This is a genomic window from Nocardia halotolerans (assembly GCF_042650145.1).
In the GTDB taxonomy this organism is placed as follows: Bacteria; Actinomycetota; Actinomycetes; order Mycobacteriales; family Mycobacteriaceae; genus Nocardia; species Nocardia halotolerans.
Map to the genome: position 1 here is coordinate 1,029,685 of NZ_JBHSDL010000014.1, position 26,565 is coordinate 1,056,249.

At 69.6% G+C, this 26,565-nt stretch carries 26 protein-coding genes; 12 read left to right on the forward strand and 14 right to left on the reverse strand.

Features of this window, described 5'->3' with window-relative positions; all coding sequences use genetic code 11:
* Nucleotides 1-45: 45 nt before the first annotated feature.
* A complete protein-coding gene (yczE, locus tag ACFO5K_RS15360; RefSeq protein ID WP_378562254.1) occupies nt 46-696 on the forward strand; it encodes a membrane protein YczE in 651 nt (216 codons plus the stop codon).
* Nucleotides 697-941: 245 nt separating this feature from the next.
* On the opposite strand, the gene ACFO5K_RS15365 is transcribed toward yczE, so the two are convergent.
* Together ACFO5K_RS15365 and ACFO5K_RS15370 are read right to left on the reverse strand one after the other, a co-directional pair.
* Complete coding sequence (locus ACFO5K_RS15365; protein WP_378562257.1) at nt 942-4,175, reverse strand: AAA family ATPase; 3,234 nt, start codon at nt 4,173-4,175, stop codon at nt 942-944.
* A gap of 25 nt (nt 4,176-4,200) precedes the next feature.
* Nucleotides 4,201-5,376: an exonuclease SbcCD subunit D gene (locus ACFO5K_RS15370; protein ID WP_378562260.1), complete on the reverse strand. Its 1,176-nt coding sequence runs from the start codon at nt 5,374-5,376 to the stop codon at nt 4,201-4,203.
* Between the two features lie 122 nt (nt 5,377-5,498).
* On the opposite strand from ACFO5K_RS15370, the gene ACFO5K_RS15375 reads away from it, so the two are divergent.
* Both ACFO5K_RS15375 and ACFO5K_RS15380 read left to right on the forward strand, forming a co-directional pair.
* The gene (locus ACFO5K_RS15375; RefSeq protein ID WP_378562263.1) at nt 5,499-6,647 is read left to right on the forward strand and encodes a DNA recombination protein RmuC; all 1,149 of its coding nucleotides are present in this window, start codon (nt 5,499-5,501) and stop codon (nt 6,645-6,647) included.
* Nucleotides 6,648-6,698: 51 nt separating this feature from the next.
* Nucleotides 6,699-7,535, forward strand: coding sequence for a DUF6542 domain-containing protein (locus tag ACFO5K_RS15380; protein ID WP_378562266.1), 837 nt, complete (start codon nt 6,699-6,701; stop codon nt 7,533-7,535).
* A gap of 57 nt (nt 7,536-7,592) precedes the next feature.
* Here ACFO5K_RS15380 and ACFO5K_RS15385 read toward each other — a convergent pair whose 3' ends face one another.
* Complete coding sequence (locus ACFO5K_RS15385; RefSeq protein ID WP_378562269.1) at nt 7,593-8,609, reverse strand: 4-hydroxy-3-methylbut-2-enyl diphosphate reductase; 1,017 nt, start codon at nt 8,607-8,609, stop codon at nt 7,593-7,595.
* Nucleotides 8,610-8,723: 114 nt separating this feature from the next.
* Between ACFO5K_RS15385 and ACFO5K_RS15390 the strand changes: the two genes are divergently transcribed.
* The 3 genes from ACFO5K_RS15390 (at nt 8,724) to ACFO5K_RS15400 (ending at nt 10,995) form a co-directional block, all read left to right on the forward strand.
* Nucleotides 8,724-9,335, forward strand: coding sequence for a lipid droplet-associated protein (locus ACFO5K_RS15390; RefSeq protein ID WP_378562272.1), 612 nt, complete (start codon nt 8,724-8,726; stop codon nt 9,333-9,335).
* 110 nt (nt 9,336-9,445) lie between these two features.
* Nucleotides 9,446-10,744: an exodeoxyribonuclease VII large subunit gene (xseA, locus tag ACFO5K_RS15395; protein WP_378562275.1), complete on the forward strand. Its 1,299-nt coding sequence runs from the start codon at nt 9,446-9,448 to the stop codon at nt 10,742-10,744.
* Entirely contained in the window at nt 10,741-10,995 is a 255-nt protein-coding gene (locus ACFO5K_RS15400; protein WP_378562278.1) for an exodeoxyribonuclease VII small subunit, read from the forward strand. Before xseA ends, ACFO5K_RS15400 begins: the two co-directional genes overlap by 4 nt.
* 57 nt (nt 10,996-11,052) lie before the next feature.
* On the opposite strand, the gene ACFO5K_RS15405 is transcribed toward ACFO5K_RS15400, so the two are convergent.
* Entirely contained in the window at nt 11,053-11,619 is a 567-nt protein-coding gene (locus ACFO5K_RS15405; RefSeq protein ID WP_378562281.1) for a DUF4245 domain-containing protein, read from the reverse strand.
* Between the two features lie 128 nt (nt 11,620-11,747).
* Between ACFO5K_RS15405 and glpX the strand changes: the two genes are divergently transcribed.
* Complete coding sequence (gene glpX, locus ACFO5K_RS15410; protein ID WP_378562284.1) at nt 11,748-12,791, forward strand: class II fructose-bisphosphatase; 1,044 nt, start codon at nt 11,748-11,750, stop codon at nt 12,789-12,791.
* A 262-nt stretch (nt 12,792-13,053) separates the two neighbouring features.
* Nucleotides 13,054-14,469, forward strand: coding sequence for a class II fumarate hydratase (locus ACFO5K_RS15415; RefSeq protein ID WP_378562287.1), 1,416 nt, complete (start codon nt 13,054-13,056; stop codon nt 14,467-14,469).
* Between the two features lie 166 nt (nt 14,470-14,635).
* On the opposite strand, the gene ACFO5K_RS15420 is transcribed toward ACFO5K_RS15415, so the two are convergent.
* The 3 genes from ACFO5K_RS15420 to ACFO5K_RS15430 all read right to left on the reverse strand — a co-directional run bounded on the left by ACFO5K_RS15420 (nt 14,636) and on the right by ACFO5K_RS15430 (nt 17,769).
* A complete protein-coding gene (locus ACFO5K_RS15420) occupies nt 14,636-15,490 on the reverse strand; it encodes an acyl-ACP desaturase (RefSeq protein ID WP_378562290.1) in 855 nt (284 codons plus the stop codon).
* Between the two features lie 79 nt (nt 15,491-15,569).
* Nucleotides 15,570-16,199 (reverse strand): LGFP repeat-containing protein, encoded by a 630-nt coding sequence (locus ACFO5K_RS15425; protein ID WP_378562293.1) that lies wholly within the window; start codon nt 16,197-16,199, stop codon nt 15,570-15,572.
* 184 nt (nt 16,200-16,383) lie between these two features.
* A complete protein-coding gene (locus ACFO5K_RS15430; RefSeq protein ID WP_378562296.1) occupies nt 16,384-17,769 on the reverse strand; it encodes a PhoH family protein in 1,386 nt (461 codons plus the stop codon).
* Between the two features lie 261 nt (nt 17,770-18,030).
* Here ACFO5K_RS15430 and ACFO5K_RS15435 point away from each other — a divergent pair, with 261 nt between their 5' ends.
* Nucleotides 18,031-18,303 (forward strand): hypothetical protein, encoded by a 273-nt coding sequence (locus ACFO5K_RS15435; RefSeq protein WP_378562298.1) that lies wholly within the window; start codon nt 18,031-18,033, stop codon nt 18,301-18,303.
* Nucleotides 18,304-18,306: 3 nt separating this feature from the next.
* On the opposite strand, the gene ACFO5K_RS15440 is transcribed toward ACFO5K_RS15435, so the two are convergent.
* Nucleotides 18,307-18,720, reverse strand: a complete 414-nt coding sequence (locus ACFO5K_RS15440) for a limonene-1,2-epoxide hydrolase family protein (RefSeq protein ID WP_378562300.1) — start codon at nt 18,718-18,720, stop codon at nt 18,307-18,309.
* Nucleotides 18,721-18,730: 10 nt separating this feature from the next.
* Nucleotides 18,731-19,345, reverse strand: a complete 615-nt coding sequence (locus tag ACFO5K_RS15445; protein WP_378562303.1) for a TetR/AcrR family transcriptional regulator — start codon at nt 19,343-19,345, stop codon at nt 18,731-18,733.
* A 65-nt stretch (nt 19,346-19,410) separates the two neighbouring features.
* Between ACFO5K_RS15445 and ACFO5K_RS15450 the strand changes: the two genes are divergently transcribed.
* A complete protein-coding gene (locus ACFO5K_RS15450; RefSeq protein WP_378562306.1) occupies nt 19,411-19,701 on the forward strand; it encodes a hypothetical protein in 291 nt (96 codons plus the stop codon).
* 4 nt (nt 19,702-19,705) lie between these two features.
* On the opposite strand, the gene ACFO5K_RS15455 is transcribed toward ACFO5K_RS15450, so the two are convergent.
* From ACFO5K_RS15455 to glyA, 3 genes are all read right to left on the reverse strand, one after another.
* Entirely contained in the window at nt 19,706-21,004 is a 1,299-nt protein-coding gene (locus tag ACFO5K_RS15455) for a hypothetical protein (protein ID WP_378562309.1), read from the reverse strand.
* The gene (locus ACFO5K_RS15460) at nt 21,001-21,174 is read right to left on the reverse strand and encodes a hypothetical protein (protein ID WP_378562312.1); all 174 of its coding nucleotides are present in this window, start codon (nt 21,172-21,174) and stop codon (nt 21,001-21,003) included. Before ACFO5K_RS15460 ends, ACFO5K_RS15455 begins: the two co-directional genes overlap by 4 nt.
* Nucleotides 21,175-21,428: 254 nt before the next feature.
* Nucleotides 21,429-22,724 carry a serine hydroxymethyltransferase gene (glyA, locus tag ACFO5K_RS15465; RefSeq protein ID WP_378562315.1) on the reverse strand — a complete coding sequence of 432 codons (1,296 nt, stop codon included), beginning with the start codon at nt 22,722-22,724 and terminating at the stop codon, nt 21,429-21,431.
* A 235-nt stretch (nt 22,725-22,959) separates the two neighbouring features.
* Here glyA and ACFO5K_RS15470 point away from each other — a divergent pair, with 235 nt between their 5' ends.
* Nucleotides 22,960-23,082, forward strand: coding sequence for a hypothetical protein (locus ACFO5K_RS15470; RefSeq protein ID WP_378562317.1), 123 nt, complete (start codon nt 22,960-22,962; stop codon nt 23,080-23,082).
* Here ACFO5K_RS15470 and ACFO5K_RS15475 read toward each other — a convergent pair.
* Entirely contained in the window at nt 23,072-24,280 is a 1,209-nt protein-coding gene (locus ACFO5K_RS15475; RefSeq protein WP_378562319.1) for a DUF885 domain-containing protein, read from the reverse strand. The genes ACFO5K_RS15470 and ACFO5K_RS15475 overlap by 11 nt on opposite strands.
* 199 nt (nt 24,281-24,479) lie before the next feature.
* Here ACFO5K_RS15475 and coaA point away from each other — a divergent pair, with 199 nt between their 5' ends.
* A complete protein-coding gene (gene coaA / locus ACFO5K_RS15480) occupies nt 24,480-25,412 on the forward strand; it encodes a type I pantothenate kinase (RefSeq protein WP_378562321.1) in 933 nt (310 codons plus the stop codon).
* On the opposite strand, the gene ACFO5K_RS15485 is transcribed toward coaA, so the two are convergent.
* The gene (locus ACFO5K_RS15485; RefSeq protein WP_378562323.1) at nt 25,409-26,503 is read right to left on the reverse strand and encodes a hypothetical protein; all 1,095 of its coding nucleotides are present in this window, start codon (nt 26,501-26,503) and stop codon (nt 25,409-25,411) included. The two genes, coaA and ACFO5K_RS15485, sit on opposite strands and share 4 nt — an antisense overlap.
* Between the last annotated feature and the right edge of the window lie 62 nt (nt 26,504-26,565).

Genomic DNA, 26,565 nt, shown 5'->3' on the forward strand with positions numbered 1-26,565 from the left:
AAGTGGCGCTTTTTCAACAGTCCAGTATCAGGGGATGCTGATCCCATGCTCACTCGTCGCCTGGTCGCGCTCTACCTCGGTCTGTGGTTGTACGGGACATCGATGGCGGTGATGATCCGGGCGGGGCTCGGGCTCGACCCGTGGGATGTCTTTCATCAGGGTGTGGCCGCGCATGTGCCGTTGAGTTTCGGGATGGTGACCGCGTTGACCGGTGTGGTCGTGCTGCTCGCCTGGCTCCCGCTGCGGCAGCGGCCGGGGCTGGGAACCGTCAGCAATGTGGTGGTGATCGCGGTGGCGGTCGATGCGGGGCTGTGGTTGATGCCCGATTTCGAGGGTCTATGGCTGCGGGTACCGGCCATGGGTGCCGCCGTGGTGGTGAACGCTGCCGCGACGGTGCTCTACATCGGTGCGGGGATGGGTCCGGGGCCCCGCGATGGACTGATGACTGGACTTGTTTCCCGGACCGGGTGGTCGATCTGGACTGTTCGTACCGGCATCGAGGTCACCGTGCTGACCACCGGCTGGGTTCTCGGTGGCAGCGTGGGGGTCGGCACGCTGGTGTACGCGTTCGGCATCGGACCGCTGGTGCAATTGATGATCCCGCTCGTCGACGGGCGACTCCCCGGGTTCGCACCGATCGCCCAGCCGACAGCGGTGACGCCTGACGAACAGCCGCACGCTCCGGCTACGGCCTGACGAAACGCCACGGCAATTGGACACCAGAAGCTGTGAACAACGGGGACGTGGACCACGGCGTGTGGTGAACCACGCCACGGGAACACGGCGCACTATGAAACCCGGCATGGTGAACAACGGCGCGCTGTGAAACACGGCGTACTGCGCAACGGCCGCTGTGAACCCACCCCGCTCGCGCGAGGCGGTCCGGCGGGTCATGTACGGGGCTTCCTCGGGCTGCTGGATCACCGACGCCGGGCGCGGGCTCAAGCGACGATGGTCTCCAGGTGCGAGCCGGTGCGGCCACGTAGGACGTGGAGGCGGCTGGGGATCCGCTGGCGCATCTCGTCCACGTGGCTGACGACGCCGACCACGCGACCACCGGCGCGGAGTTCGTCGAGTACGCCCATGACGGCGTCGAGGGTGTCGGCGTCGAGGCTGCCGAAACCCTCGTCGATGAACAGGGTGTCCAGGACCAGGCCACCAGATTCGGCGGCCACCACGTCGGCCAGGCCGAGGGCCAGGGCCAGTGAGGCCATGAAGGTCTCGCCGCCGGAGAGAGTTTTCGCCGACCGGACGGCACCGGTGTAGTCGTCGCGCACATCGAGGCCGAGACCACCGCGCCGCCCCCGTGGGCCGGCCTTGTCCGAGTGGACGAATTCGTAACGCCCACCCGACATCCGGCGCAAACGCAGCGATCCCGCCACCGCCACCTCTTCGAGCCGCGCGGCAAGAACGTAGGAGCGCAACGACATTCGCCGGCTGTTCTCGCCGCGCCCGGCGACCACATCGGCCAGCGCGGCCAACTCGTCGAAGTCGCGTTGTTTCGGCGCGATCCGCTCCACCTCACCCCACAGTTGCGTACCCAGCTGTTCGAGCTGAGCGACCCGCTCGGCCGCCGCGGACTGGGCGGCCACCGCCGTGGTGAGGCCGTGCTGGGCTCGCGCGAACCGCTGTTCCAGCTCCTCGAGGTCACCCGGTACCTGCTCGGCGGCGGCCTGGATCGCGGGCTCGGCCAACACCGTCTCGGCATGCGCGCGAGCCCGATCGGCAGCCGTGAGTTCGGCCTCGATGCTCGCCAACTGGCGCCGCGTGCGGGCCGCGGCGGTGACCACCTTCGCGTAGGCCGTCAGTAGCTCGATGTCGTCGCGCGACGGCACTGCTTCGACCACTGCCTGTTCGTCAGCGGGGTCCTCGTCGAAGAGGTCGAACAGTGTCGCGCCGGCTGACGTCTCGACGTTCCGGACGGGCTTCACCGCGGGGCGCTCGACCCCGTTGGGTTCGAAACCGGCTTCGGTGGCCAGGTTTTCGACTCGGGCGGCGATGCGACGGACGGCGTCGCGGGCGGTGGACTCCTCGGTGCGGGCGGTGCGCAGCGCGGTGGCGGCGGTGATGAGGGATTCGAGGCGGGCGGTGCGGGCGTCGACGGAATCGTCGGCGCCCGCGGCGGTGCGCAGGCGTTGCGAGAGTTCTTCGAGGCGGGTGCGGGTGGCGGCGATGTTCGCGGTGACGGTGCCGAGGCGGGCGTCGAGGTCGCGGGACTGGTCGTGGAGGGTGGTCTCCTCGGTGCGCAACGTTTCCACCCGGATGGTGAGGGCGGGGGTGCGCTCGGCGGCATCGGCGGCATCGTCGAAGCGGTGCGTGGCGGTGCGGACGGCGTCGGCGAGGGTCACCGGGTCGGCGGCGCCACCGCGGGCGGTGAGTGCTTCGATGTCGCGTTCCATGGCGGCGATGCGCTCGGCGATCCGGTCGCGAGCGGTTTCGGCGGCTTGTTCGGCGGCGACGGCCGAGTCCTCGGCTTCCTTGGACACGGCGTCGTCAGTGGGGCGGGCCGGGGCGGGGTGCTCGGCGGAACCGCAGACGGTGCACGGTGTGCCCTCGGTGAGCGCGCCCGCCAGTTCGGCGGCCATCCCAGCCAAGCGGCGTTTCCGCAGGTCGAGAACGCGTTCTCGCGCGTCGAGGTGCGTACTGCGAGCAGCATGGAGTTCAGTCTGCGCGCGGTCCAGAGCCGGTCGCTGCGCGGCCAGTTCCACCGCGGCGGCCGCGGAGTCCTGCCACTTCGTCAGTTCATTGCGCAGTCCGGGCAGGGCCGCAGCGGCGTCGGTGGCCTCGCGCAGTTGCTCTTGCGCGGCAACGATCGCCGCGGGCAGTTCCGCACGGCGTTGCGCCAACTCGCCCGCCCGCTGGGTGAGCCGAGCGGCTTCGCCTTCGTGCTCGACGAGATCCCCGCGCAGCTGAGATGCGATCACCGCGTCGGCGCGCACCTCCCCGAGCACTCCGAGCAGCGCATTCCACCGCGAAACCGCGGCATCCAGATCCCCGGTCACCTGCATCGCGGCGGCTTCGGCGACGACGGGCCACGAAACCACGGCATCCGAATGCCCGGTCGCCTCCCGCGCGTCCGCCGCGGTGACGACGGTCAGCAGGTCGATGCCCGGGATGTCGGCGGCCGCCTCGGCGCGCAGCTGGTCTGCGAGTTCGCGGACGGCGGTGTGGGTCGCGGACTCGGCGCCGCGGAGGCTGCGGACGGCGGCGCGGGCCTCGTCGATGGCCTGGATAACGGGTTCGGCGCGGCGGGCCCGGTCGAGTTCGTGTTCGAGGGTGGCGCGGTGGGCAGCCGAGGACTCGTAGCCGGCCAGCTCCGTTCTGGCCGCGGTCATTCGGGAGTGGAGTTCGGTGATGCGGCGTTGTTCGTCTACTTCGGCCCGGGCCGCGTCCGACTCCTTCTGGCGCAGTTCGGTCTCGGTGCTCGCCTCGGCCAGTTCGGTGCGTGCGGTGGCCAGCAGATCTTGAGACCAGGTCACCGAGTCGAGCACGCCGACCGACTCCGTGCCGCTGTAGCCGGCGGCCATCCCGACCTTGGTGATCAACCGGTCGATGCCCTGTCTGCGGGACTCCAGGTCGGCGGCGGCAGCGCGGCGGCGCTCGGCCAGCCACTGCTCGGCGGTGCCGAAACGCTGGGTGTCGAAGAGCTTTTCGAGCAGCTTCTCGCGGTCTTCGTTGTCGGCGCGCAGGAATCGGGCGAAGTCGCCCTGGGGCAGCAGCACCACCTGGAAGAACTGGTCGGCACTCATGCCGAGCAGCCGCAGCACCTCCTCGCCGATATCGGTGATGCGCGAGAGGTTCTCGCCGCTGCCGTCGAGCCAGGTGAGGGTGGCCTGCGCCTGCAACAGGCGCATTCCGGTGCCGTTCTTCTTGGGACGCTCGAACTCGGGTACGCGGGTGAGCCGCAGCCGGCGGCCGCCGAGGGTGGCCTCCAGACTCACCTGGGGCGGGGTGTGCGGATCGGCGTGGTCGGAGTGCAGGCGCTTGCTCTCCCCGCGCGCGCCGGGTACCCGGCCGTAGAGGGCGAAGGCGATGGCGTCGAGCACGGTGGTCTTGCCCGCACCGGTGTGCCCGTGCAACAGGAACAGGCCGTCGGCGCCGAGTGCGTCGAAATCGACCACGGTGGTGGCGGCGAACGGCCCGAACGCGGTCATCTCGAGCCGGTGCAGTCTCATGCGGCACCGCCGGCGGGCGCGAGGTTCACGCGGTCAGCTCCGCGGCGTCGGCGGACACGCGCACCGACTCCTTCTCGCGCACCGCGGCGACGAGCGCCTTTTCCACCCATGCCAGCTCCCCCTCGGTCGGTGTACCCCGCACATCGGTCAGAAAGCTCGCCGCCACCTCGGCGTCGCGACGACCGTGCACTCGCTCGCGATAACGCAGCTCCGGGTTGCCTTCCGGGCGCGCCCATTCCACATGTACCGCGTGCGGAAAACGTTCACGCAGCTTACGCATCGGGTCGACCGGCCGGGCGCTGTCGGTGAGCGTCGCCGAGACGTAGTGCTGTTCGGCCGCGGTGTGCTCGGGGCCGGTGAGCAGCTCGTCGAGCGTGCCGGTGAGCCGGCTCAGGCCCCGCACCAGCGGCAGATCGTGGCGGCGCACCGCCGCCGGACCGTCGGCATCGAGGTCGACGATCCACACCGCTTTGCGGTGGGCGTTCTCGCCGAACGAATACGGCAGCGGGGAACCGCTGTAGCGCACCGATTCCGACAGGGTCTGTGGCGAATGCAGGTGGCCCAGCGCCACATAGTCGATGCCGTCGAACGCCGACATCGACACCGTCTCCACCCCGCCCACCGAAATGGAACGCTCCGAACCGGTCGCCGCACCGCCGACGACGAACGCGTGCGCCAGCACCACCGTGCGGGTGCCCGGCCGGGCAGCGAGGTCGGCGCGGATCCGGGTCATCGCGGCGTCGAGAATCTCCGCGTGCGAGCGCGCCTGCGGCACACCGAGTTCGGCGCGGGTGATCTCGGGTTCGAGATACGGGATGCCGTAGAACGCCACCTCGCCCTGGGCGTCGGCGAGCACCACGGGCTGGTCGGCGTCGGCCACGCGGGTGCGCAGGTGCAGCCCGCCCGCGGCGGCGAAGCTGGCGCCCGCGCCGAGCCGGGCGGGCGAATCGTGGTTGCCCGAGGTGGCGATGATCGTGGCGCCGGCCGCCCGGATCGCCTCGAAGCCACGGTTGCAGACCGCGATGGCGTCGGCGCTGGGAATGGACCGGTCGTAGATGTCGCCGGGAACCACCACCACGTCGACGGATTCGGCGGCGACCAGCTCCGCGATCGCCGCCAGGACACGCGCCTGATCCGCCAGCAGGTCGACACCGTGAAAGGTGCGACCGATGTGCCAGTCGGAGGTGTGCAGGATCCGCATGCCGCGAACGGTAGGCCACACCGCCGACAGAATTCAATCGGTGCACTACACACGTGTAATTCTCGGCGCGCGGTTGCTGCCGGATTGCGAGTTTGTCGGTGCCCTCGGGCAGTATCGCCGCCATGACCGCTTCGATGCTCGTCGCGCTCGTCTTGGTGTTCGCCGCAGGCCTCGGTCTGGGCTGGTTGGGCCATGCTGCCCGCGGCGGGCAGCGCGCCGTCGCGGCGGAGGTGCGGCTGGCCGCCGCCGAAGACAATCAACGGTTGCTGCAGCAGTCGTTGCGCGCGGCCAACGAGGACGCCGCGCGCAGGCACTCCGCGGCGATCGGCGCGATGGTCGACCCACTGCGCGACGCGGTCGGGGCGCTGGAACAGCAGATCCGCCAGGTCGAGCATCATCGGATCGACGCCTACTCCGGTTTGCGCGAGCAGGTGGCCGGCATGCAACTCACCTCGCACCGTCTCTCCGACCAGACCGCCCAGCTGGTGGCCGCGCTGCGGGCGCCCCAGGTGCGGGGGCGCTGGGGTGAGATCCAGCTCGAGCGGGTCGTCGAACTGGCGGGCATGACCAGGCACTGCGATTTCGACACCCAGGTGAGCAGGCCCGGCGGTGACGACCGCGGCGTGGTGCGGCCCGACCTGGTGGTGCGGCTGGCCGGCGGGCGCCACATCGTCGTCGACGCGAAGGTCCCGTTCGCGGCGTACCTGGACGCGGCGACCAGCGAGGACCCGGCCACTCGCGACCGGGCACTGGCGCGGCACGCCAAACAGTTACGTGCCCACGTCGACCAGCTGGCCGACAAGGCGTACTGGGCGGCGTTCGACCCGGCCCCGGAATTCGTGGTGTTGTTCGTTCCCGGCGACCCGTTCCTCGACGCCGCCCTCACCACCGACGCCGAACTGCTCGAGTACGCGTTCGGCCGGAACGTGATCCTGGCTACCCCCACCACCCTGATCGCCCTGTTGCGCACGGTCGCGTTCAGCTGGCGGCAGGAGGCCCTCTCCCGCGATATGGCAACGGTGCAGCAATTGGGCAAGGAGCTCTACACCCGGGTGGGCAAGGTGGCCGAACATCTGGACACCCTCGGTGTGAATCTCGGTAAAGCCGTAGCGGCTTTCAACGCCACGGTCGGTTCGGTGGAGTCACGGGTGCTGGTCACGGCACGCCGAATGCACGATCTCGGTATCGGCGATCAGGAGCTGCCGGCAATCCGGTTGACCGAGACCCGACCGCGGGTCGTGGCGTTCGCCGAGGCCGACGAACGCCGCTGAGAACGCCGTGCCGCGGCGCCTGAGAGGCCGTTGTGCGGTTAGTGTCATAGGGTGGCTGCTTCCCAACGTGCGCGACCCCGGGTGCCCGCGCCGCAACGTTCGATCGTGCCCTCGGTGCCCGGCATCCCCGCCTGGGCCGCGATTGCGCTCGCCGCGGGTGCGACGACGCTCGGGCTGCTGATCGACGGTCTGGGCGGCGAGAGTTACCCGACCACCACGTTCTCTACGCTGTATGTGCTCGGCTGTGTGCTCGCCGTCTGCGCGGTCCGCCTGCGCGGGCTGTTCTCCACCATGGTGCTGCCGCCGCTGCTGCTGTTCGTCGCGGTGCCGCTGGCCTGCCAGATCCTGGGCGGTCGCACGACCACCTCGATCAAAGACGTGCTGATGAACCTGGTCATCCCGCTGGTGGAGCGTTTCCCCACGATGGTGCTGGCCACGGTACTGACCCTGGCCATCGGCGGCGCCCGGATCGCGCTGCACAAGCGCGCCCCCGCCACCACGCGACCGGCCGCGGCGGATCGTCGCGGTGAGCGCAGGCCCGCGGCCGCCAAGCGCCGTCGCCCCGAACCCGCGGCGAAGCTCGCCGACAGCGCACGCAAACGGCCCCGTCGCACCGCCGCCGTGCTCGACGACCCGGTCACCGAGGTCGATATGGCCAGTCCGGCGCGTCGCCCGGCCGCCCGCAACGCCCAGCCGAAACGCGCGCCCGCGGCGGCACGCAACCGGGAACCGCGGGCGCCTCGGGGCGCGGCGGCACCGCGCGAGGCCGAACCGGTCCGCACTCCCCGCAGGCGTGCCGAAGCACCGCCACACCCGCAACCGAATGTGCGCTACCGCGACCGCGCCGACTCCGCTCGCACCGAACGGCGCCGGCCCGACAAGATGTGAGAAACGACGATCCCCGCCGCGAACACACGCGGCGGGGATCGTCTTCGGTCCTGAGATTCAGCCCTTGGCGGCGTCGCGACGCGGGGCGCGCAGCTCACGCGGCAGCGAGAACACCAGTGTCTCGTTGGCCGTGGTCACCGGCTGCACCGCACCGAACCCGTGCTCGGCGAGCAGGTCCAGCACCCCGGTCACCAGGATCTCGGGCACCGAAGCGCCGGAGGTGATGCCGACGGTCTGCACACCGTCGAGCCAGGCCAGATCCACTTCGCGGGCGTAGTCGACCAGGTGCGCGGCCCGCGCGCCCGCACCGAGCGCGACCTCGACCAGCCGCACCGAATTGGAGGAGTTGCGCGAACCGACCACGATCACCAGATCGCATTCGGGCGCCATCGCCTTCACCGCGGTCTGCCGGTTGGAGGTGGCGTAACAGATGTCGTCGCTCGGCGGGTCCTGCAGCGTGGGGAAACGCCGGCGCAGCCGCTCGACGGTCTCCATCGTCTCGTCGACCGACAGCGTGGTCTGCGACAGCCAGATCACCTTCGCCGGGTCGCGCACCGACACCTTGTCCACCGCGTCGGGGCCGTCGACGAGCTGGACGTGCTCGGGCGCCTCACCGGCGGTGCCCTCGACTTCCTCGTGCCCCTCGTGGCCGATCAGCAGGATGTCGTAGTCGTCACGGGCGAAACGCTTGGCTTCCTGGTGCACCTTGGTGACCAGCGGACAGGTGGCGTCGATGGTGCGCAGGTTCCGTTCAGCGGCCGTCTCGTGCACGATCGGGGCCACACCGTGCGCCGAGAACACGACCAGCGCGCCGTTGGGCACCTCGTCGGTCTCGTCGACGAAGATCACGCCGCGATCCCGCAGCGTTTCGACGACGTGCCGGTTGTGCACGATCTCTTTGCGCACGTAGACGGGAGCACCGTGCTTTTCCAGCGCCTTCTCCACGGTCTCGACGGCGCGGTCGACGCCTGCGCAGTAGCCGCGCGGCTCGGCCAGCAGCACGCGCTTGCCACCGGCAGCATTCGCGCCCGCCGAGCGCGCGATACCGACGTTCAAGGGGATTGCCGAGGTCATAGTGCACAGCCTACGTGTGCGCGGCGGGTGCGATCAGGTCGGATCGGGGGGTGAAAGTCACACAACCGTGCGCTGGTCCTTTGCATCACAGCCGGTTTACGGCAGGCTGGGACCATGTTTCGACCTCCGTTTCTGGCCCGGGTGGCCGCCGGTGCCGCCGTCTACGCCTTAGAAGAGACCCGGCGGCTGCCCGTCGCCGCGGTCAATTTCCCGATCACGGCGCTCAGCCGCGTGCTGCAGACCACCATGCACGTGCAGCAGTTCGTCACCAGCCTCGCGCTCAAGGGTGACGGTGTGTTCGAACGCCTCGGTTCGGCCCCGCAGGAACAACCCGCGTGGGCCACCTTCGACGAGGACGTCGCGCCCGAACCCACCGCAACCAACGGCCGTGCCAGTCGCTTCGATCTGTTCAGCGACGAGCCCGAGCCCGCGCAGACCAACGGCAGGTCCGTGCCCGCCTCGCTGCTGCTGCTCGAGACCGAGACCGAGGTCATCGCCCCCACCGAGGAGCCCGCCGCCGAGCAGGCGCCCGAACAGGTCGAAGCCCCCGAAGTGGCCCTGCGCTACGACTACCCCACGATGACGCTGGCGCAGCTGCGCGCCCGGCTGCGCATGCTCACGGTCGAAGAGCTCGAGCAGCTGCTGGCCTTCGAACAGCAGACGCAGGCCCGCGCGCCCTTCGTCACCATGCTCACCAACCGCATCGCCACGGTCCAGGCCAAGTAGCTTCGTCAGTTCGGAACCGAAGCGGCCGCGATCCCCCCGGGTGCGGCCGCTTCGTCGTTCGCGGGGCGTCCCGCTTGGGTTGTGTCGGTGCCCCCGCGTACAACTGACCTATGACTCAGGACGGCACGGGAACCGCCCCGGCGCAGGCGGGTGGGCCGGCCAATTCCGCGGAGCAGCCGTACCCGGTGCGCTCGGTGGCGGTGAAGGTCGCCCAGTGGATCGAGCGGCTCGGCAGTATCTGGGTGGAAGGCCAGGTCACCCAGGTCAATCTGCGCCCGGGCACCCGCACGGCGTTCCTGGTGCTGCGTGACACCTCCGCGGACATGTCGCTGTCGCTCACCTGCGATCCCGACCTGCTGCGCAGGCTGCCCGCGCCGTTGACCGAGGGCAGCCGGGTGATCGTCTACGGCAAACTGCAGTTCTTCACCGGTCGCGGCACGCTTTCCCTGCGCGTCACCGAGATTCGTGCCGTCGGGATCGGGGAACTGCTGGCGCGCATCGAGCGGCTGAAGTCGCTGCTCACCGCGGAGGGCCTGTTCGATCCCCGGCTCAAGCGCGCGTTGCCGTTTCTGCCCGCCACCATCGGCCTGATCACCGGGCGGGCGAGCGCGGCCGAACGCGATGTCCTCAGTGTGGCTCAGAGCCGTTGGCCGGCTGTACGTTTCGTCATCCGCAACACGGCGGTGCAAGGGCCGAACGCGGTACCGCAGATCCTCGAAGCCCTGGCCGAGCTGGACCGTGACACCGAGGTGGAGGTGATCGTGCTGGCCCGCGGCGGCGGCAGCACCGAGGACCTGCTGCCCTTCTCCGACGAGGCACTGTGCCGGGCGGTGGCCGCGGCGCGCACCCCGGTGGTGAGCGCGATCGGCCACGAACCGGACAACCCGTTGCTCGACCTGGTCGCCGATCTGCGCGCGGCCACCCCCACCGACGCCGCCAAACGCATCGTGCCCGACGCGGCAGCCGAACTGGCCGGGGTCCGCGAGATGCGCGCCCGCTCGGCCGCCGCGCTGCGCGGATGGGTGCGGCGGGAGGCGCACACCATCGAACAATTGCGGTCGCGCCCGGTGCTGGCCGACCCGCTGCGCGAACTCCGGCACCGCCACGACGAGGTCGAACGATTGCGCACCGCGGCCCGGCGCAGCGTCGACCACCTGCTGCGCGGCGAGTCCACCACCACACTGCATCTGCGCGAGAAGCTCACCGCGGTGGGTCCGGCCGCCACGCTGGCCCGTGGTTACGCTGTCGTGCAGCGCGTGGCCGGTCCCGAACGCCACGTCGTGCGTTCGATCGAAGACGCACCGGCGGGCAGCCAGCTGCGAATCCGGGTCGCCGACGGCGCGGTCTCGGCCGCGGCCCTTGGCACCCAGCGCCTGACCCCGAAAGACACCGACGAGAAGAGGAAGTGACCGTGGCCGACGCCGGTTCCGAGAACACCGACACCCTGGCCGAGATCGCGACCTTCGGCTACGAACGTGCCCGCGACGAACTGATCAACGTGGTGAAGATGCTCGAGCAGGGCGGCCTCGATCTCGACGACTCCCTGATCCTGTGGGAGCGGGGCGAGGCCTTGGCCGCCCGCTGCGAACAGCACCTGGCCGGGGCGCGTGAGCGGGTCGAGAACGCGCTGTCGCGCGCGGATCTCGACACCGACGAGTGAGCCGGCCGGCACCGTCGTGCGGGAGGAGGCTGGCGTCGCGGTGCGTGGGGGTGGGGACTACTTCGCCAGCGGCTCGGCGACGGTGATCGCCTGGGCCAGCGTGTCGAACGCGGCCTCGTTGCCCGCGCCGGTGATCAGGATGCGCACCCCGCCCAGATCGGCGATCCAGCCGGTTTCCTCGGTGGGTTCGGTGTAGACCACCCACTTCTGACCGGCCACGTCCTGGGTGCCGGTTGGGTACCGCGAGCCGAGGACGTGCCGCGACAGGGCTTCCTCGGTGGCGTCGCTCTGCGAGTAACGCATGTAGGTGCCCTGCGGAGTCAGGTAGCCGACAGTGCTCACATCGCCGCCACCCGCGGTGGCGATGGTGTCGCGGCTGCCGGAGTTCGACACCCAGTCCGGCGGCAACTGCGGGTTGCGGATGGGGAACGGCAGGGAACGTGCGTCGGACTTCAGCGCGGTGTCGGCGTCGAAGAACGGCACCTGACCCTGGGTGGGGCCGTTCGTGGCCACCGTGCACTGACTCGCCGCACCCGCCAGCACCACCGCGGCCAGCACCAACGGGATCAGCGACCAGAACAGATCGCGGTAGTCGTTGAAGATGCGGTGCTTGGACTGGGACACGGCTACCAGTATCCACTGGGCCGCTGACCAGGCCGCCCAGGGGTCTACGCAGGAGGTCGTGCACGGGCACGCCGGTTCGTAATGCGACAATTGCCCCGGTATCACCAACGCCAAGGAGGCACTCCGCAATGACGGCATCATCGCCCGCCCCCAGCCGCCGCGAGGCACCAGACCGCAACCTCGCCCTCGAGCTGGTCCGCGTCACCGAGGCAGGCGCGATGGCGAGCGGCCGTTGGGTCGGCCGGGGGGACAAGGAAGGCGGCGACGGCGCGGCTGTCGACGCCATGCGTCAGCTCGTGAGCTCGGTGTCGATGAAGGGCATCGTCGTGATCGGCGAAGGCGAGAAGGACGAAGCGCCGATGCTCTACAACGGCGAACTCGTCGGCGACGGCACCGGCCCCGAGGTCGACTTCGCCGTCGACCCGGTCGACGGCACCACCCTGATGTCGAAGGGCTCCCCCGGCGCCATCTCCGTGCTCGCGGTCGCCGAGCGCGGCGCCATGTTCGACCCGTCCGCGGTGTTCTACATGCACAAGATCGCGGTGGGCCCCGACGCCGCGGGTTCGGTCGACATCACTGCCCCGATCGGTGAGAACATCCGCCGCGTCGCCAAGGCCAAGCACCTGTCGGTCTCCGACCTGACGGTGTGCATCCTGGACCGCCCCCGCCACGCCGAGACCATCCAGCAGGTCCGCGACGCGGGCGCGCGCATCCGGTTGATCTCCGACGGCGACGTGGCCGGTGCGATCGCCGCCGCGCGCCCGGAGTCCGGTGTCGACATCCTCGTCGGTATCGGCGGCACGCCGGAGGGCATCATCGCCGCCGCCGCGCTGCGCTGCCTCGGCGGCGAGATGCAGGGCATGCTCGCCCCCAAGGACGACGAGGAACGACAGCAGGCGATCGACGCCGGCCACGACCTGGACCGCGTGCTCTCGACCACCGACCTGGTCTCGGGCGAGAACGTCTTCTTCTGCGCCACCGGCGTCACCGACGGTGACCTGCTGCGCGGCGTGCGCTACTACGGCGGCGGCGCGTCGACCCAGTCGATCGTGATGCGGTCCAAGTCGGGCACCGTGCGCATGATCGACGCCTACCACCGCCTCACCAAGTTGCGCGAGTACTCCTCGGTCGACTTCGACGGCGACGACAGCGCCACCCCACCGCTGCCGTGACATAGCGGCTGTGACATAGCGGCCGGGGCCGCGGAGTTCGCGGCCCCGAGGGCCCGCGTTCGCACCCCGATACTGCGCCTTCGGCGTTACGTCTCGGGGTGCGAACGCGAGCCGGCCGCGAACGGCTCGTAAGACTCGCCTGTGGTGGTCACCCGTGCGGGCACCCGCGGTGGTCGCCCGTTGCGGTATTCCCGGTGGGGCTGTGGGATTTTTCGTGGGAGTGAGATCCCCATTCGCGCGGTTCGCGTCCTAGGGTCGTGTCATGGCTGATGACGACGCGCAGTACCGCATCGAGCACGACACCATGGGTGAGATCCGGGTTCCCGTCGACGCGCTGTGGCGGGCCCAGACCCAGCGGGCGGTGGAGAACTTCCCGATCAGTGGGCGCGGGCTCGAGCGAGCCCAGATCCGGGCGCTGGGACTGCTCAAAGCCGCGTGCGCGCAGGTGAACAAGGAGCTGGGGCTGCTCGACCCGGTGCAGGCCGACGCCATCGTCACCGCGGCGAACGAGATCGCGAACGGCGAGCACGACGACCAGTTCCCGATCGATGTGTTCCAGACCGGTTCGGGCACCAGTTCCAACATGAACGCCAACGAGGTGATCGCTTCGATCGCCGCGCGTAACGGCGTCACCGTGCACCCCAACGACGACGTGAACATGTCACAGTCGTCCAACGACACCTTCCCCACCGCCACCCATCTGGCCGCCACCGAAGCCGTGATCGCCGAACTCGTTCCGGCACTGGAACATCTGCGCCTGGCGCTGCTGGACAAATCGCAGCAGTGGCACACGGTGGTCAAGTCGGGCCGCACGCATCTGATGGATGCGGTCCCGGTGACCCTCGGCCAGGAATTCGGCGGCTACACCCGGCAGATCCAGGCCGGTATCGAGCGGATCATGGCCACGCTGCCGCGGCTGGGCGAACTCCCGATCGGGGGCACCGCGGTCGGGACCGGGCTCAACGCACCCGCCGGTTTCGGCACCATGGTCGTCGCGGAACTGGTGCGCAGCACCGAGATCGACGCCCTGCGCGAGGCCCGCGACCATTTCGAGGCCCAGGCCGCCCGCGACGGTCTGGTCGAAGCCTCCGGTGCGCTGCGCACCATCGCGGTCAGCCTCACCAAGATCGCCAACGACATCCGCTGGATGGGTTCGGGCCCGCTGACCGGTCTGGGTGAGTTGCAGCTGCCCGACCTGCAGCCCGGCAGTTCGATCATGCCCGGCAAGGTGAATCCCGTACTGCCCGAGGCGGTTACCCAGGTGGCGGTGCAGGTGGTCGGCAACGACGCCGCCATCGCCTTCGGCGGGGCGAGCGGCGCCTTCGAGCTCAACGTCTACATTCCGGTGATGGCTCGCAACCTGCTCGAGTCGATTCGCCTGCTGGCCAACGTGTCTCGGCTGTTCGCCGACAAGTGCATCGTCGGGCTCGTCGCCAACGAGGAGCATCTGCGCACGCTCGCCGAATCGTCGCCCTCGATCGTCACACCGCTGAACTCCACCATCGGGTACGAGGAAGCGGCCGCGGTCGCCAAACAGGCGCTGCGGGAGAAGAAGACGATCCGGCAGACGGTCATCGACCGCGGTCTCACCCCGGACAAGCTCACCGTCGAAGAACTCGACAAGAAACTCGACGTGCTGGCCATGACGAACGTCGAGCCCCCGCCGGCAACGAACTGACCGACCGGGCAACGAACTGACCGACCCGGCCACGCACTCCCGACCTCGAGGAGGGGGCGTTCGCGGCCGGGTCGCCGGTCAGGCGCCGCGGCGCAGGCGACGAAGGAGCAAGCCGCGGTGCCTGACCGGCGGCCCGTGCTGGGCCGCGAACCCGCGGCCCCGGCCGCTATTGATACAGCGCCAGTTCGGCGCGGGCCTTGTCGCCGGCTTCGCTGAAGTCGGTGCGGGTGAAGATGTTCCAGCGCCGCAGCAGCGGCCCGAACACCAGCTCGCCTTCCTTGGCGCGATCGTAGATGCCCGCCTCGGCCAGCGCCTCGTCGCTGGACGCGCCGCCGGGCAGCTCCACGTGCGGCACCCGGAAGTCGGCGACCCGGTCGGCGATGGCGCGCGCACCCTGGTCGGGGACCAGCTCGAGCGCGGCGTCGACGAGGCCGGCGAAGAACTCGGCCTGCAGTTCGTCGTCGGCGGCCAGCTTCTCGGCCATCGCGGTGACGATGGGGTTCTCCCCCAGCGCGGCGGTGTTGCGGTGCCGGATCGCGGCGGCGGCTTCTTCGAACGCGCAGGTGACCAGCACGTCGATCAGGTGCATCGGCGGGCGGTTGAAGCCGGCGGTCATGTGCGCCATCCGGGCCCGTTCGAGCGCGACCGGGTCCACCGCGCGGGTGAGCATCAGGTAGTTGCGGATCATGATCTCGTGGCGGTTCTCCTCCGCCGTCCACCGGCCCACCCAGCGCCACCAGGCGCCGGTGCGCAGGAGCTTGCCCAGCTCCCGGTGATAGGACGGCAGGTTGTCGGCCACCAGGACGCTCACCGTCAGCGCGAGCGCGGCGGTGTCGCTGAGCTCGGACTGCTCAGGTGACCAGTCGGTGCCGCCGAGGAAGGCGAAGTTCCGCCCGTCCGACCACGGCACCAGCTCGTGGGGCTGCCAGCCCTCGGCCACCTCGATGTGGCGCCGCAGGTTCGTTTCCACCACCTCCGCGAGCGAATCCAGCAGCTCGCGGTCGGTCAAAGTTTTCTGCACCCAGCCAACCTAGTGCCTAGCCCACGAGCGCGGGGGCCCAAGGGGGTAACCCGGCCCCCGCGTCGGGGCTGGGACACGACTATTTCGGGGTCACCGTGGTCTCGCCGTCGACCCAGGTGATCGTGCCACCGGTGAAGTCGCTCTGCTTACCTCCGGGGATGTCCTTCTCGTCGCTGGTCGGGTAGCCCAGGGTGCCGTTGGCGCCGCCGTTCTCCTCCCAGGCCTCACGGATCTCGCCCCACACGATGTGCGGGCCGGTGTCCGGGCTCCAGTAGATGGTGCCGCCCTCGAAGTCCTGGTACTCGCCGCCCTCGGGGCCCGACTCCTGCGCTTCCTCCGGCATGCCGAGCGGGCTGCTCTCGCCACCGACGGCCATGTACTTCTCGTACACCTGACCGGAGACGGTGATGTCGCCGTTCGGGGTGGACATGGTGGTCGACTCACCCGCCGCCGCCGCGGTCGTGGTCGCGGTGCCGGTGGCGGTGCCGGACTCCTCGCCCATCCCGGTGGTCTCGGTCGGCGAGCCGGCGCCGCCGCCTTCGGTGGTGGTCTCCGAACCGGCTCCGCCGGGCAGCGTGGTGATCACGCTGGAGATAGCCGAGTCGACATTGTCGTTGGTGTCGTCACCGCAGCCCGCGGCGAGCAACAGGGCGGTCGCGGCGAAGATCGCGGCGCCTCCGGCAGTGGTACGTCGAGCGAAGTGGTTCATATCCATCCTCTCGCGAGTGGCCCCCCGGGGGCTCGCCCCCGGAATGGAGCCTGGCCGACATCCGCAACGGCCCGGCGTAACAGGTGTTCGCCGAGCCGTTGCTGGAAAGGTGTCGCCGCGGATAATACCCACAGTTCGCCGATATCAAACGCATTCGGGCCGCTGGCGCGGCCCGATTGCCGGATTACGCGTTCGGCCCGTACTCCTCGAGCATTTCGGTGACCAGTGCGGCGATCGGCGAACGCTCACTGCGGGTGAGCGTGATGTGCGCGAAAAGCGGGTGCCCCTTGAGCTTTTCGATCACCGCCGCCACCCCGTCGTGCCTGCCGACCCGCAGATTGTCGCGCTGGGCCACGTCGTGGGTGAGCACCACCCGCGAACCGGTGCCGAGGCGGCTCAACACGGTCAGCAGCACATTGCGTTCCAGGGACTGCGCCTCGTCGACGATCACGAACGAATCGTGCAGCGAGCGCCCGCGGATGTGGGTCAGCGGCAGCACTTCGAGCATGTCGCGGCTGAGTACCTCCTCCAGCACCTCGCGGCTGGCCAGCCCGTCGAGCGTGTCGAAGACCGCCTGGGCCCACGGCCCCATCTTCTCGCTCTCCGAACCGGGCAGATAGCCCAATTCCTGCCCGCCCACCGCGTACAGCGGCCGGAACACGACCACCTTGCGCTGGGTGCGCCGCTCCAGCACCGCCTCGAGCCCGGCGGTCAAGGCCAGCGCCGACTTACCGGTACCGGCCCGGCCACCCATCGACACGATGCCGATGCTCTCGTCGAGCAGCAGGTCCAGGGCGATCCGCTGTTCGGCCGAGCGCCCGTGCAGCCCGAAGGCCTCGCGTTCGCGCACCAGCTGTACCCGCTTGTCGGCGGTGACCCGGCCCAGTGCGCTCGAGCTGCTGCCGAGCAGCCGGATGCCGGTGTGGCAGGGCAGCTCCCGCGCGTCGTCGAGGTCGAGCACCGAGTCGGCGTAGAGCTGGTCGATCTGGGAGCCGGCCACATCGAGTTCGACCATCCCGCTCCAGCCGGAGGTCACCACGTCCTGGGCGTGGTACTCGTCGGCGGCCAAGCCGACCGCGCTGGCCTTGACGCGCAACGGGATGTCCTTGGACACCAGCATCACGTCGTCGCCCTCGGCGGAGAAGTTCAGCGCGCAGGCCAGGATCCGTGAATCGTTGGTCTCGGAACGGAATCCGGCGGGCAATACCGACGGGTCGGTGTGATTGAGCTCCACCTGGAGGGTGCCGCCCTCGGTGCCGATGGGCAACGCCTGATCGAGCCTGCCGTGCTGCACCCGCAGGTCGTCGAGCATGCGCAGAGCTTCCCTGGCGAACCAGCCGAGCTCGTGGTGGTGCCGTTTGGCCTCCAGCTCACTGATCACGACCAGCGGTAGCACCACCCGGTGCTCACCGAACCGGGTCACCGCCCAGGGGTCCGACAGTAGGACAGAGGTGTCGACGACGAAAGTCTTGCGACCGGTACCCGCGGGGCGGTCCCCCTTCTTCGAGGCCTGCGTGGAGTTCTGGGCCGTGTGCATCGCGTGAGCGGAAACGGAGCGTGCAGCAGTCACGGTGGGCTCCTTATGTGTTCGCACGGCACCCGCGCGAACGATCTCGCTGGACCGGTCCGTCCTTCAGGGGTCGACGCTGGTCAACCACCACGAGGGCCGGGTGCCGACCCTCTCGCACTGAGCAACTCAGTCACGGTCAGGACCTCCCGACGAATCACACCGACGCGATCCGCATCCTCGACGCTACCGCCGAACCCGCGGCAGCGCTGCCAGACCGCCGGACGTGTCCGTGAACATGTCGTAAAGCGCTAGAGTCGGGGCATGGCCGATGATCAGGATCTGGAGAAGCTGTCGTCGAAGGAACTGCACGATCGCGCCGTGAAGACGGCCGTGCGCCACGGTGACGTGAAGTTCCTGTGGGAACTGCTCAAGTCGATCCCCGCGGCGAAGGCCGAGGCGGGCGAAGTCGGCGAGAGCGCGGCCGACATCAAATACGTGCTGCCGATGCTCGACGACTACATCCACGCGGGCGACGGCAAAATCGCCGAAGTCCTGCGGCCCACCTACCTCGACTACCTGCGCAAGCACTCGTAGTCGTCAGCGCCCGCCGATCGCCTTCGCCACGCCGACGACGGCGCCGCGCAGCACGTTGCCCTTGCTGAAGTGGTCGTCCCACAGCACGATCCGGCCCTCGCGCAGCTCGAACGTGCCGGTCACCCAGAATCCGATCCGCACCGGCCCCACGTGCAGATAGTCGGTGCGGTCGGTGAGTACGACATCGCCGGCGGCGGCGATGTGGTGCATGTCCGCCGAGAAGCCCAGCTTCGGCCGTCCCAGCCCGCGCAGAAGCATGGCGACCCGATCCTTGCCCCGCACGGTCGGCAGTGACGTGTTCTTCCAGACGATCGCCGGGTCGAGCAGTTCGAGGGCTTCCTCGGCCGCCCCGAGTTCGAGGGCGGCGAAGAATTCGCGCACCAGGGTGACGGCGGGTTCGGGCAGTTCGTCGGTCATGGCAGTGAGCCTAGGACGCCGGGCGCGGCGGGACCAGCGTCCGGCGCTGATCGATCAGGACGGCGAGTCCGTCAAGGATGCGCTCGATGCCGAAGGCCAGGGCGTCGTGGCGACCGCCCGTGGCCGCGGCCTCCTCGGCGAAGGCGGCCCGCGCGGCCGGACAGTGGTCGGCGGCCGCGGCCATCATCTCGGTGAACTGTTCGGCGAACCGGTGCGGGTCTGCTGACGGGACCTGCTGGGCCAGCCCGCGCGCGTGCCCGTTGAGCAGCACGATGGTGTCCAGTTTCTCCGGGCCGGTGAGGCCGGTGTCCGAGAGCGCGGTGAGCGCGGCCTCGGTCCAGGCCATTTCGTTCGGGCCGAACGGGCGCAGACCACGCGCGAGTTCGATGGTCCAGGGGTGCGCCTGGTAGCGCGCGTAGATGGCCTCGGTCCAGGTCCGCAAACCGGTTCGCCACTGCGGCTGCGTGCCCGCCGCGCTCGGGGGCGTCCCGATCGCGGCGTCGAGCATCAGGGCGGTCAGTTGCTCCTTGCCGGGCACGTACCGGTACAGCGACATCTTGGTGAAGCCGAGGCGCTCGGCCAGCCGCTGCATCGACAGTGCGCCCAGACCTTCGGCGTCGGCCAACGCGATGGCCTCGGCGACAATTCCGGCCCGGAAACACCCTCGCAGGTTTCGGCACCGGCCTGGCCGTGGTCGGCGCCTACGTGCTGGCAGGCGAACTCGCCACGGCCACCGGTGGGCACATCGACGCGTTCACCGCCTACAACCGAATCATGAAGCGCTACGCCAAGATCGCCGGCAACACCAACACCGGTCCCTTCCTCGCCCCGAAGACCGCACTCGGCATCAAGGCCCGCAACCGGTTCCTCAACTCCCGCCTGTTCACCCTGATGCTGAAATACGGCGACAAAGCCGCCAACAACATCGACCTCATCGACTACCCGGCGAGAATCCGGGCACGGGCACGGCCGGCCGAGTGACCACTCACCAGGCCGCGAACTCGCCTTCGCCGCGTTGCCGGTTCTGCCGGCGACGGCGGAAGAAGACCTCTTCGGGGGTGGCGGTGGTCAAGGCGTTGGTGATGATGTTGAGGCGGGTCTCGTAGCGATTGGTGCGGATGTGGCGGTCGATGCCCGCCTGCCACTCCGGCGGCAGACGTGACCAGACGTCGGCGATACGGGTCTGGACCGGCGGTGGCGCTTCGGCGAGCAGTTGCAGCAGGGCAGGCCAGTACGAGGCGTCGGTGGCGTGCGCGGGCAGGGCCGCGATGGAGGTCGGGCTGAGGTCGGCGAGAGTGGTGGCGATGTGGCGTCGGGCCGGTTCGCTCAGGCGGGTCGACAGGGCGAAGAGTCCGCGCCACGGGTCGGGCTCGGTACGTCCGTCCACCGACTGGATCAGGGCTGTCAGCACACCGGGGTCGGCGAACTGCGGATTCACCGACAGTGCCCACAGCGCAACCGGATTCAACCGGCCGACAACCGTCAGCAGCGCGGGCCCCGCGTTGCGATTCACCGAGGTCAACAAGAATCGGCCGACTTCGTGGGCGGAACCACGCCCGAAGAAGATGTCACCGAGGGTGGCGGCGACGGCGGGTTCGACCTTGCAGAACAGGGCGAGCATCGCATGGTGCAGCGACGGCGGGCCGGCCAGCACCGTCTGGAGCATCGCGGGCACCCGGCGGCGTGGTCCGTCGAGCAATTGCTGGACGATCCGGCTGAGCGTGTGCGCGGGATAGGCGTAGGCGGCGGTGTAGACGAGGCCGGCGTCGTCGAGGACGGTCTGCTCCAGCGCCGCGATCAGCGGTTCGTTCACCACCGAGAGGAACCGGGCGGCGGTGAGATAGTCGCGGCGGCGCAGCAGTTCGTTGATGATGAGGGTGATCGGCTCCGGCCTGCCGTAGCGCATCAGCTGCTCGAAGACGTTCGGGTCCAGGTAGGGGGCACCGTCGGCGGCGTAGACGGCGTCGACCATGCACAGCGCCTGCGCGCACTTCTCCGGGTGCTGGATGCCGACCGCACCCAGGAACCTGGCGGCGAGCACCGGCGGCACCACCCGCTCGAACAGTGCCACCCCCAGCCCCACCGGGAAGATCGGCACCACCGGGGTGATCCGCCGGAACGTGTCGGCGTGCTCGGCGTGCAGGGCGCGCAGCAGCTGCTGCTGCAGCGCCGACAGGTGCGCCGCGCCGAGGCGGGCCAACGGCGCGAGGTGCTGCGGCGGCACCTGCAAGGTCCGCGCCAGCACCACCAACTGGGTCTGGGCTTCCAGTTCGGTTTCGATCATCGCTCACCGAAGATGATCCGCCGCGACGCCCCGCGCAGTGGCGCGGGCATCGCCGACAACGCCGCATCGATGGCCCGGTGCAACGCCCGCCGCTCGTTGTCACGCACCCCGCGAAACAGCCGCAACAGTTCCTCGGCCTCGGCGTCGGTGAGCAACTCGAAGGCAGCCACCGGCCCGCCTACCTCGCGCGCCAGCTCACCTCGATGGTCCATACGACTCGACCATGCCGCATCCCACCGCCCCGTGCGGTCGTTCGGCCGAACTTTGTGGACAGTGACAAGAACACACCGGCCGGCTTTTTCGGCCGCGAGCACCGCCGTCGGCAGGCGGTGGCGCGTTCAGCGGGTTCCGACTCGAGGTGAAACCGAAGACAGCCCCCGGACCGGTGTTACGGGTCGGAGGCTGTCGACAGTCGGGATTCGGCTCAGCCGAGGAGGCGCCAGTCTTCCAGGCCCTGGTAGAGCGGGACGCTCTGGGCGAGGCGGGAGACGCGGGTGCGCAGGGTTTCGGTGTCGGAGGTGCCGGCGAGGGCGGCGGCGATGATGTCGGCCACCTCGGTGAATTCGGCGTCGCCGAAGCCGCGGGTGGCCAGGGCCGCGGTGCCGATGCGCAGGCCGGAGGTGACCATCGGGGGGCGCGGGTCGAACGGGACCGCGTTGCGGTTGACGGTGATACCGACCTCGTGGAGCAGGTCCTCGGCTTGCTGGCCGTCGAGTTCGGAGTTGCGCAGGTCGACCAGGACCAGGTGCACATCGGTGCCGCCGGTGAGCACCGAGACGCCCTTGTCCTTTACGTCGGCACCGGTGAGGCGCTCGGCGAGGATGCGCGCGCCCGAAAGGGTGCGCACCTGGCGGTCCTTGAACTCATCGGTGGCGGCGATCTTGAAAGAGGCGGCCTTGGCGGCGATCACGTGCATCAGCGGGCCACCCTGCTGACCGGGGAACACCGCCGAGTTGAGCTTCTTGGCGAATTCCTGCTTGGCCAGGATCAGGCCGGAGCGGGGTCCGCCGAGGGTCTTGTGCACGGTGGACGACACCACATCGGCGTAGGGCACCGGAGAGGGGTGCAGGCCGGCGGCGACCAGACCGGCGAAGTGCGCCATGTCGACCCACAGGTAGGCGCCGACCTCGTCGGCGATCTCACGGAACTTCGCGAAGTCCTGGTGGCGCGGGTAGGCCGACCAACCGGCGACGATCACCTTCGGCTTTGCCTTCAGCGCGATGTCACGCACTTCGTCCATGTCGATGCGGTGGTCTTCTTTCGACACACCGTAGGAGTGCACGTCGTAGAGCTTGCCCGAGAAGTTCAGGCGCATGCCGTGGGTGAGGTGACCGCCGTGCGCGAGGTCCAGACCCAGCAGGGTCTCGCCCGGGTTCATCAGCGCCATCAGCACCGCGGCGTTGGCCTGGGCACCCGAGTGGGGCTGCACGTTCGCGAACTCGGCGCCGAACAGTTCCTTGGCGCGGTCGCGGGCCAGGGTCTCCACCACGTCGACGGCCTCGCAGCCACCGTAGTAGCGGCGGCCCGGGTAGCCCTCGGCGTACTTGTTGGTGAGCACGGAACCCTGCGCTTGCAGGACCGCGCGCGGCACGAAGTTCTCCGAGGCGATCATCTCGAGGGTGTCGCGTTCGCGGGCGAGCTCGCCCGCCATCGCGGCGGCCAACTCGGGGTCGAGCTCACCGAGAGACTGGGTATTCACCGAAGCGGTCGTCTGCGTCACGACCCTCAGTCTATGGCCCGGGTGCGCGCGACCCGGCACGGGGATAGCGCAAACGCGCCGCGCCCGCCACGGGCGAGACGCGGCTCACACCTCCGAAACTATCGCTCTGACCAGGTTCGATCACCGTCGAACAGGGGTTCTCGGGTAACACGCGGCCCGCCGGCAGCCGATGACACAGGTACGAACCTCGCAACTGTGGGCGCGACCGGCGCCGCCCCCGACCGAAGGATCAGCAATGAACTCCCTCCCCGTCACCCCGGCCGTCGCACCGTCGAACCCGATCGAGGCGCTGCTGCTGCACCTGGGCTACCTGATCTGCTCGCTGACCAACCCCGGCGGTTGCGCCGTCATCCAGTGACGGCCATCCGCCGGATCGCCCCGGGCGTCAGCGGTTCGTCGAGCAACCGCCCGAACCGTTCGACCCGGTCCTGGGCGTCGACCGCGCTGTCGAGCCAGCCGCCCAGCAACCGGTAGCCCTCCACGTAGGTGCTGATGTAGGCCCGCCACAGCGGTGAGGACAGGAAGCGCAGCGCCTGGCGGGCCCGCTCCGGCGTGGACAGGCTCCACCGCTGCAGGAACTGGGCCACCTCGTCGTGGCTGCGGTGCTGATCGTGCAGCAGCAGCGCCGCGTCCTGCCGCACGCTCAGCAGCTTCGCCGACGCGGCGGCGAAGCGTTCGGCCCGTTCACCGTCGAAGCGCAGCCCGAGGTCGGCGTAGACCTCCTGCGCCCACACACCCCAGCCCGGCCCGACGATCGACTGCAGCGCCAGATCCGCCAGGCCCTCGGCCATCAGGCACTGCGGGGTGTTGACCAGGAACAGCGTCTGTTCTTCCTCCCCCGCCGCGACCAACCCGGCCTCCTTGCGGCAGTGCTCGGTGTGATGACCCGGGTAGGCCTCGTGCGCGATCAGCGAGGGCAGGTTCGCCATGTGCTGTTTGAGGTCGGAGTTGATCGCCACCGTGGACTGGAAGTTGCCCAGGTAGTAGTTGAATCCGGACCACGGCTTGTCGCCGACCACCTCGTAGGTGACGTGCTCGTTGTCGGGCAACGGGTGGCGCGCGCGTACCCGCTCGCGCAGTGCGCTGGAGAACGCTTCGACGCAGGTCGCCAGCTTGTCCGGCGGGATCTCGTCGCCGCGCCGGTAGGCGGCGACGCGCTCGCCCAGCGGGCCGTCGCCGCCGAGGACCTCGTCCATCATCCGGTGTGCCTGCTGGTAGTCGTCGGGGTCGCCGGGCGCGATGTCGACGTCGAAGTAGGCACGGACCTCGTCGACGAAGCCGATCTGCTCACCGGCGAACTTGCGCGCCGAGCAGTGCATCGCCACCAGGTGCGCGTCGAGGAACTCGGTGCGCTGGGCCGACAGCCCGGCCTCGGGCAGCGCCGCACGCAGTTCGGCCGCGTGACGGGCCAGCTGCACCGGTTCGGGTACGGCGGCGTTCTCGACCTCGCGGCGCAAGCGCGGATCGCCGGTATAGGCGTCGACGAACCCCTCCTCGAGCCGGTCGAAAGCCAGTCCGAGGCGCAGGTATTCAGTGACAAACGGATGAGACCCCATGCGCCCGACCTTACGGGGTGAGTTGGAAAAGTGGGCTCTACCTCGGCATTGCCACTGGTTACCGACGGGTAGCCAAACCCCCCGTTGCGCGGGGTCGGCCCACACGGAGCACAATCGCGGCATGCGGTCAGAGTTATCCCGGATCTCACCCGACGGGCAGCCCAGCTGTGCGTGTTCGCCCGAACGGAGTGTCGGGTAGGTGGCACGGATAAGCGAGCCGAGCCCGTACGTCGAGTTCGACCGGAAGCAGTGGCGCACGCTGCGCAAGTCGACTCCCCTGGTCTTGACCGAGGAGGAACTGACCGGACTACGCGGTCTCGGCGAGCAGATCGACCTCGAGGAAGTCGCCGAGGTCTACCTGCCGCTCGCCCGGCTGATCCACCTGCAGGTCGCCGCGCGGCAGCGCCTGTTCGCCGCCACCGCCACCTTCCTCGGTGAGAAACACCCGGACAAGCAGGTCCCGTTCGTGATCGGGGTGGCGGGCAGTGTCGCGGTGGGCAAGTCGACCACCGCGCGCGTGCTGCAGGCGCTGCTGTCGCGCTGGGACCACCATCCACGGGTCGACCTGGTGACCACCGACGGATTCCTCTATCCCACAGCCGAACTCACCCGCCGCGGCATCATGCACCGCAAGGGGTTCCCGGAAAGCTACGACCGGCGCAAACTGCTGCGTTTCGTCACCGAGGTGAAATCCGGCGCCGAAGAGGTGTGCGCGCCGGTGTACTCACACAAGTCCTACGACATCGTGCCCGACCAGAAACACTGTGTGCACCAACCCGACATCCTCATCGTCGAGGGCCTCAACGTGCTCCAGACCGGACCGCGGCTGATGGTCTCGGACCTGTTCGACTTCTCGATCTATGTCGACGCCCGCATCGAGGACATCGAGAACTGGTACGTGCAGCGCTTTCTCGCCCTGCGCAAGACCGGATTCGCCGACCCCGACGCCCACTTCCACCACTACGCCGGATTCAGCGACGAACAGGCCACCGCGGCCGCCCGCGACATCTGGAACTCCACCAACCGGCCCAATCTGGTGGACAACATCCTGCCCACCCGGCCACGCGCGACCCTGGTGCTGCGCAAGGACTCCGACCACACCATCAACCGGTTGCGCCTGCGCAAACTCTAGGCCGGCGAGCCGAGCGAAACCACCTGCGTAGCCACCTCCGCACGGGTGCCGTCCTTTTCGACCACCAGCACCCCGTGCGGGGTTTCGCGGGCGTCGATCGGCGCACCGGCGAGGACCTCGATGACGAGTTCTCGCTCCCGCGCCAGCCGGTCGACCACCGGTTGCTCACCCACCGACGCCCACCCCTGGGCCGCCGCGTGCAAGCGGTCGACGGTGCTGGGCGCCCCGGCGACATCGGCCCAGCTGCGGTTGGCGACGGAGATGGTGTCGTCGCCGCCCCAGCGCGGGCTGTAGGCCGAGGAGCACTCCCCCGGCAACGTCGGCAGTTCTTGCACGGCATTGGTGCGCACATCGATGGTGGCCACATAACCGATGCCGCAGGAAGCGCTGCGCGCCGTGGACCCGGCCAGGACGAAGGTGCCCTCGTCGGGCCCCGGCGCGGCCGAAACCTGGGCGTCGATACCGGGCACCCGCCCCAGCGGCAGCACCGCGTCGGCGGAGATCGCGTACAGGTGGTTCTTCTCCCACCACAGCCCGCGCGACTCCACTCGCGACAGCAGCAGGAACTCGTCACCGGCCGCCACCAGGCGCGCACCGTCCCATGCGCCGCCCGTGCGCGGGCTCGGCGAATCCGGCAACACGATGTCGCGCTCGGGTTCCGCGGGCGCGGTACCCGCCAGGTCCAAGCTCATGACCTGACCGGGTTCACGCCACCAGCCGACCACCGCGTCACGCAACGGCACCGCATCGGTGCAGTCGCACTCGGTGCGCGACACGGCGCCGTCGCGCACATTCACCGCCACGAGGGTCTTGGAGCTGGTCTCCACCGCGAACGCGAACTGCCCGTCGCGGGTGAAGCTCACCGCGGCCGAGGAGTACCCGAAACTGCCGGGCGCGCGGAAGGTGTCGGCGCCACGCACCACGGCCAGCTCGCCCGCACTGCGATAGGCGAACACCTCGCCGCCCTGCCCCGGCTGCTCGATCGGGGTGATCGCGGGCGCCGGTGGCTGCTCGGCACCGCACCCACCGGCGAGCAGCACCGCGCCCACCGCCACCCCGAGCGCCGCGATCCGTACGCCTGCGTTCCTCACCACTTCACCCCTGCTGTGTCGTCGGGCTGAGTTCTCGCCGCCGCGAGCCTAGCTCCCGACCC

Bases quoted from the DNA above. Each gene is read 5' to 3' on its own strand.
- ACFO5K_RS15440 (WP_378562300.1), bottom strand. From the start codon at position 18,720: ATGACCGACGAACTGCCCGAACCCGCCGTCACCCTGGTGCGCGAATTC.
- ACFO5K_RS15365 (WP_378562257.1), bottom strand. From the start codon at position 4,175: ATGAGACTGCACCGGCTCGAGATGACCGCGTTCGGGCCGTTCGCCGCC.
- xseA (WP_378562275.1), top strand. From the start codon at position 9,446: ATGACTCAGGACGGCACGGGAACCGCCCCGGCGCAGGCGGGTGGGCCG.
- ACFO5K_RS15470 (WP_378562317.1), top strand. From the start codon at position 22,960: ATGAACTCCCTCCCCGTCACCCCGGCCGTCGCACCGTCGAACCCGATC.
- ACFO5K_RS15385 (WP_378562269.1), bottom strand. From the start codon at position 8,609: ATGACCTCGGCAATCCCCTTGAACGTCGGTATCGCGCGCTCGGCGGGC.
- glpX (WP_378562284.1), top strand. From the start codon at position 11,748: ATGACGGCATCATCGCCCGCCCCCAGCCGCCGCGAGGCACCAGACCGC.
- ACFO5K_RS15375 (WP_378562263.1), top strand. From the start codon at position 5,499: ATGACCGCTTCGATGCTCGTCGCGCTCGTCTTGGTGTTCGCCGCAGGC.
- yczE (WP_378562254.1), top strand. From the start codon at position 46: ATGCTCACTCGTCGCCTGGTCGCGCTCTACCTCGGTCTGTGGTTGTAC.
- ACFO5K_RS15390 (WP_378562272.1), top strand. From the start codon at position 8,724: ATGTTTCGACCTCCGTTTCTGGCCCGGGTGGCCGCCGGTGCCGCCGTC.
- ACFO5K_RS15425 (WP_378562293.1), bottom strand. From the start codon at position 16,199: ATGAACCACTTCGCTCGACGTACCACTGCCGGAGGCGCCGCGATCTTC.
- ACFO5K_RS15455 (WP_378562309.1), bottom strand. From the start codon at position 21,004: ATGATCGAAACCGAACTGGAAGCCCAGACCCAGTTGGTGGTGCTGGCG.
- ACFO5K_RS15475 (WP_378562319.1), bottom strand. From the start codon at position 24,280: ATGGGGTCTCATCCGTTTGTCACTGAATACCTGCGCCTCGGACTGGCT.
- ACFO5K_RS15415 (WP_378562287.1), top strand. From the start codon at position 13,054: ATGGCTGATGACGACGCGCAGTACCGCATCGAGCACGACACCATGGGT.
- ACFO5K_RS15435 (WP_378562298.1), top strand. From the start codon at position 18,031: ATGGCCGATGATCAGGATCTGGAGAAGCTGTCGTCGAAGGAACTGCAC.
- ACFO5K_RS15370 (WP_378562260.1), bottom strand. From the start codon at position 5,376: ATGCGGATCCTGCACACCTCCGACTGGCACATCGGTCGCACCTTTCAC.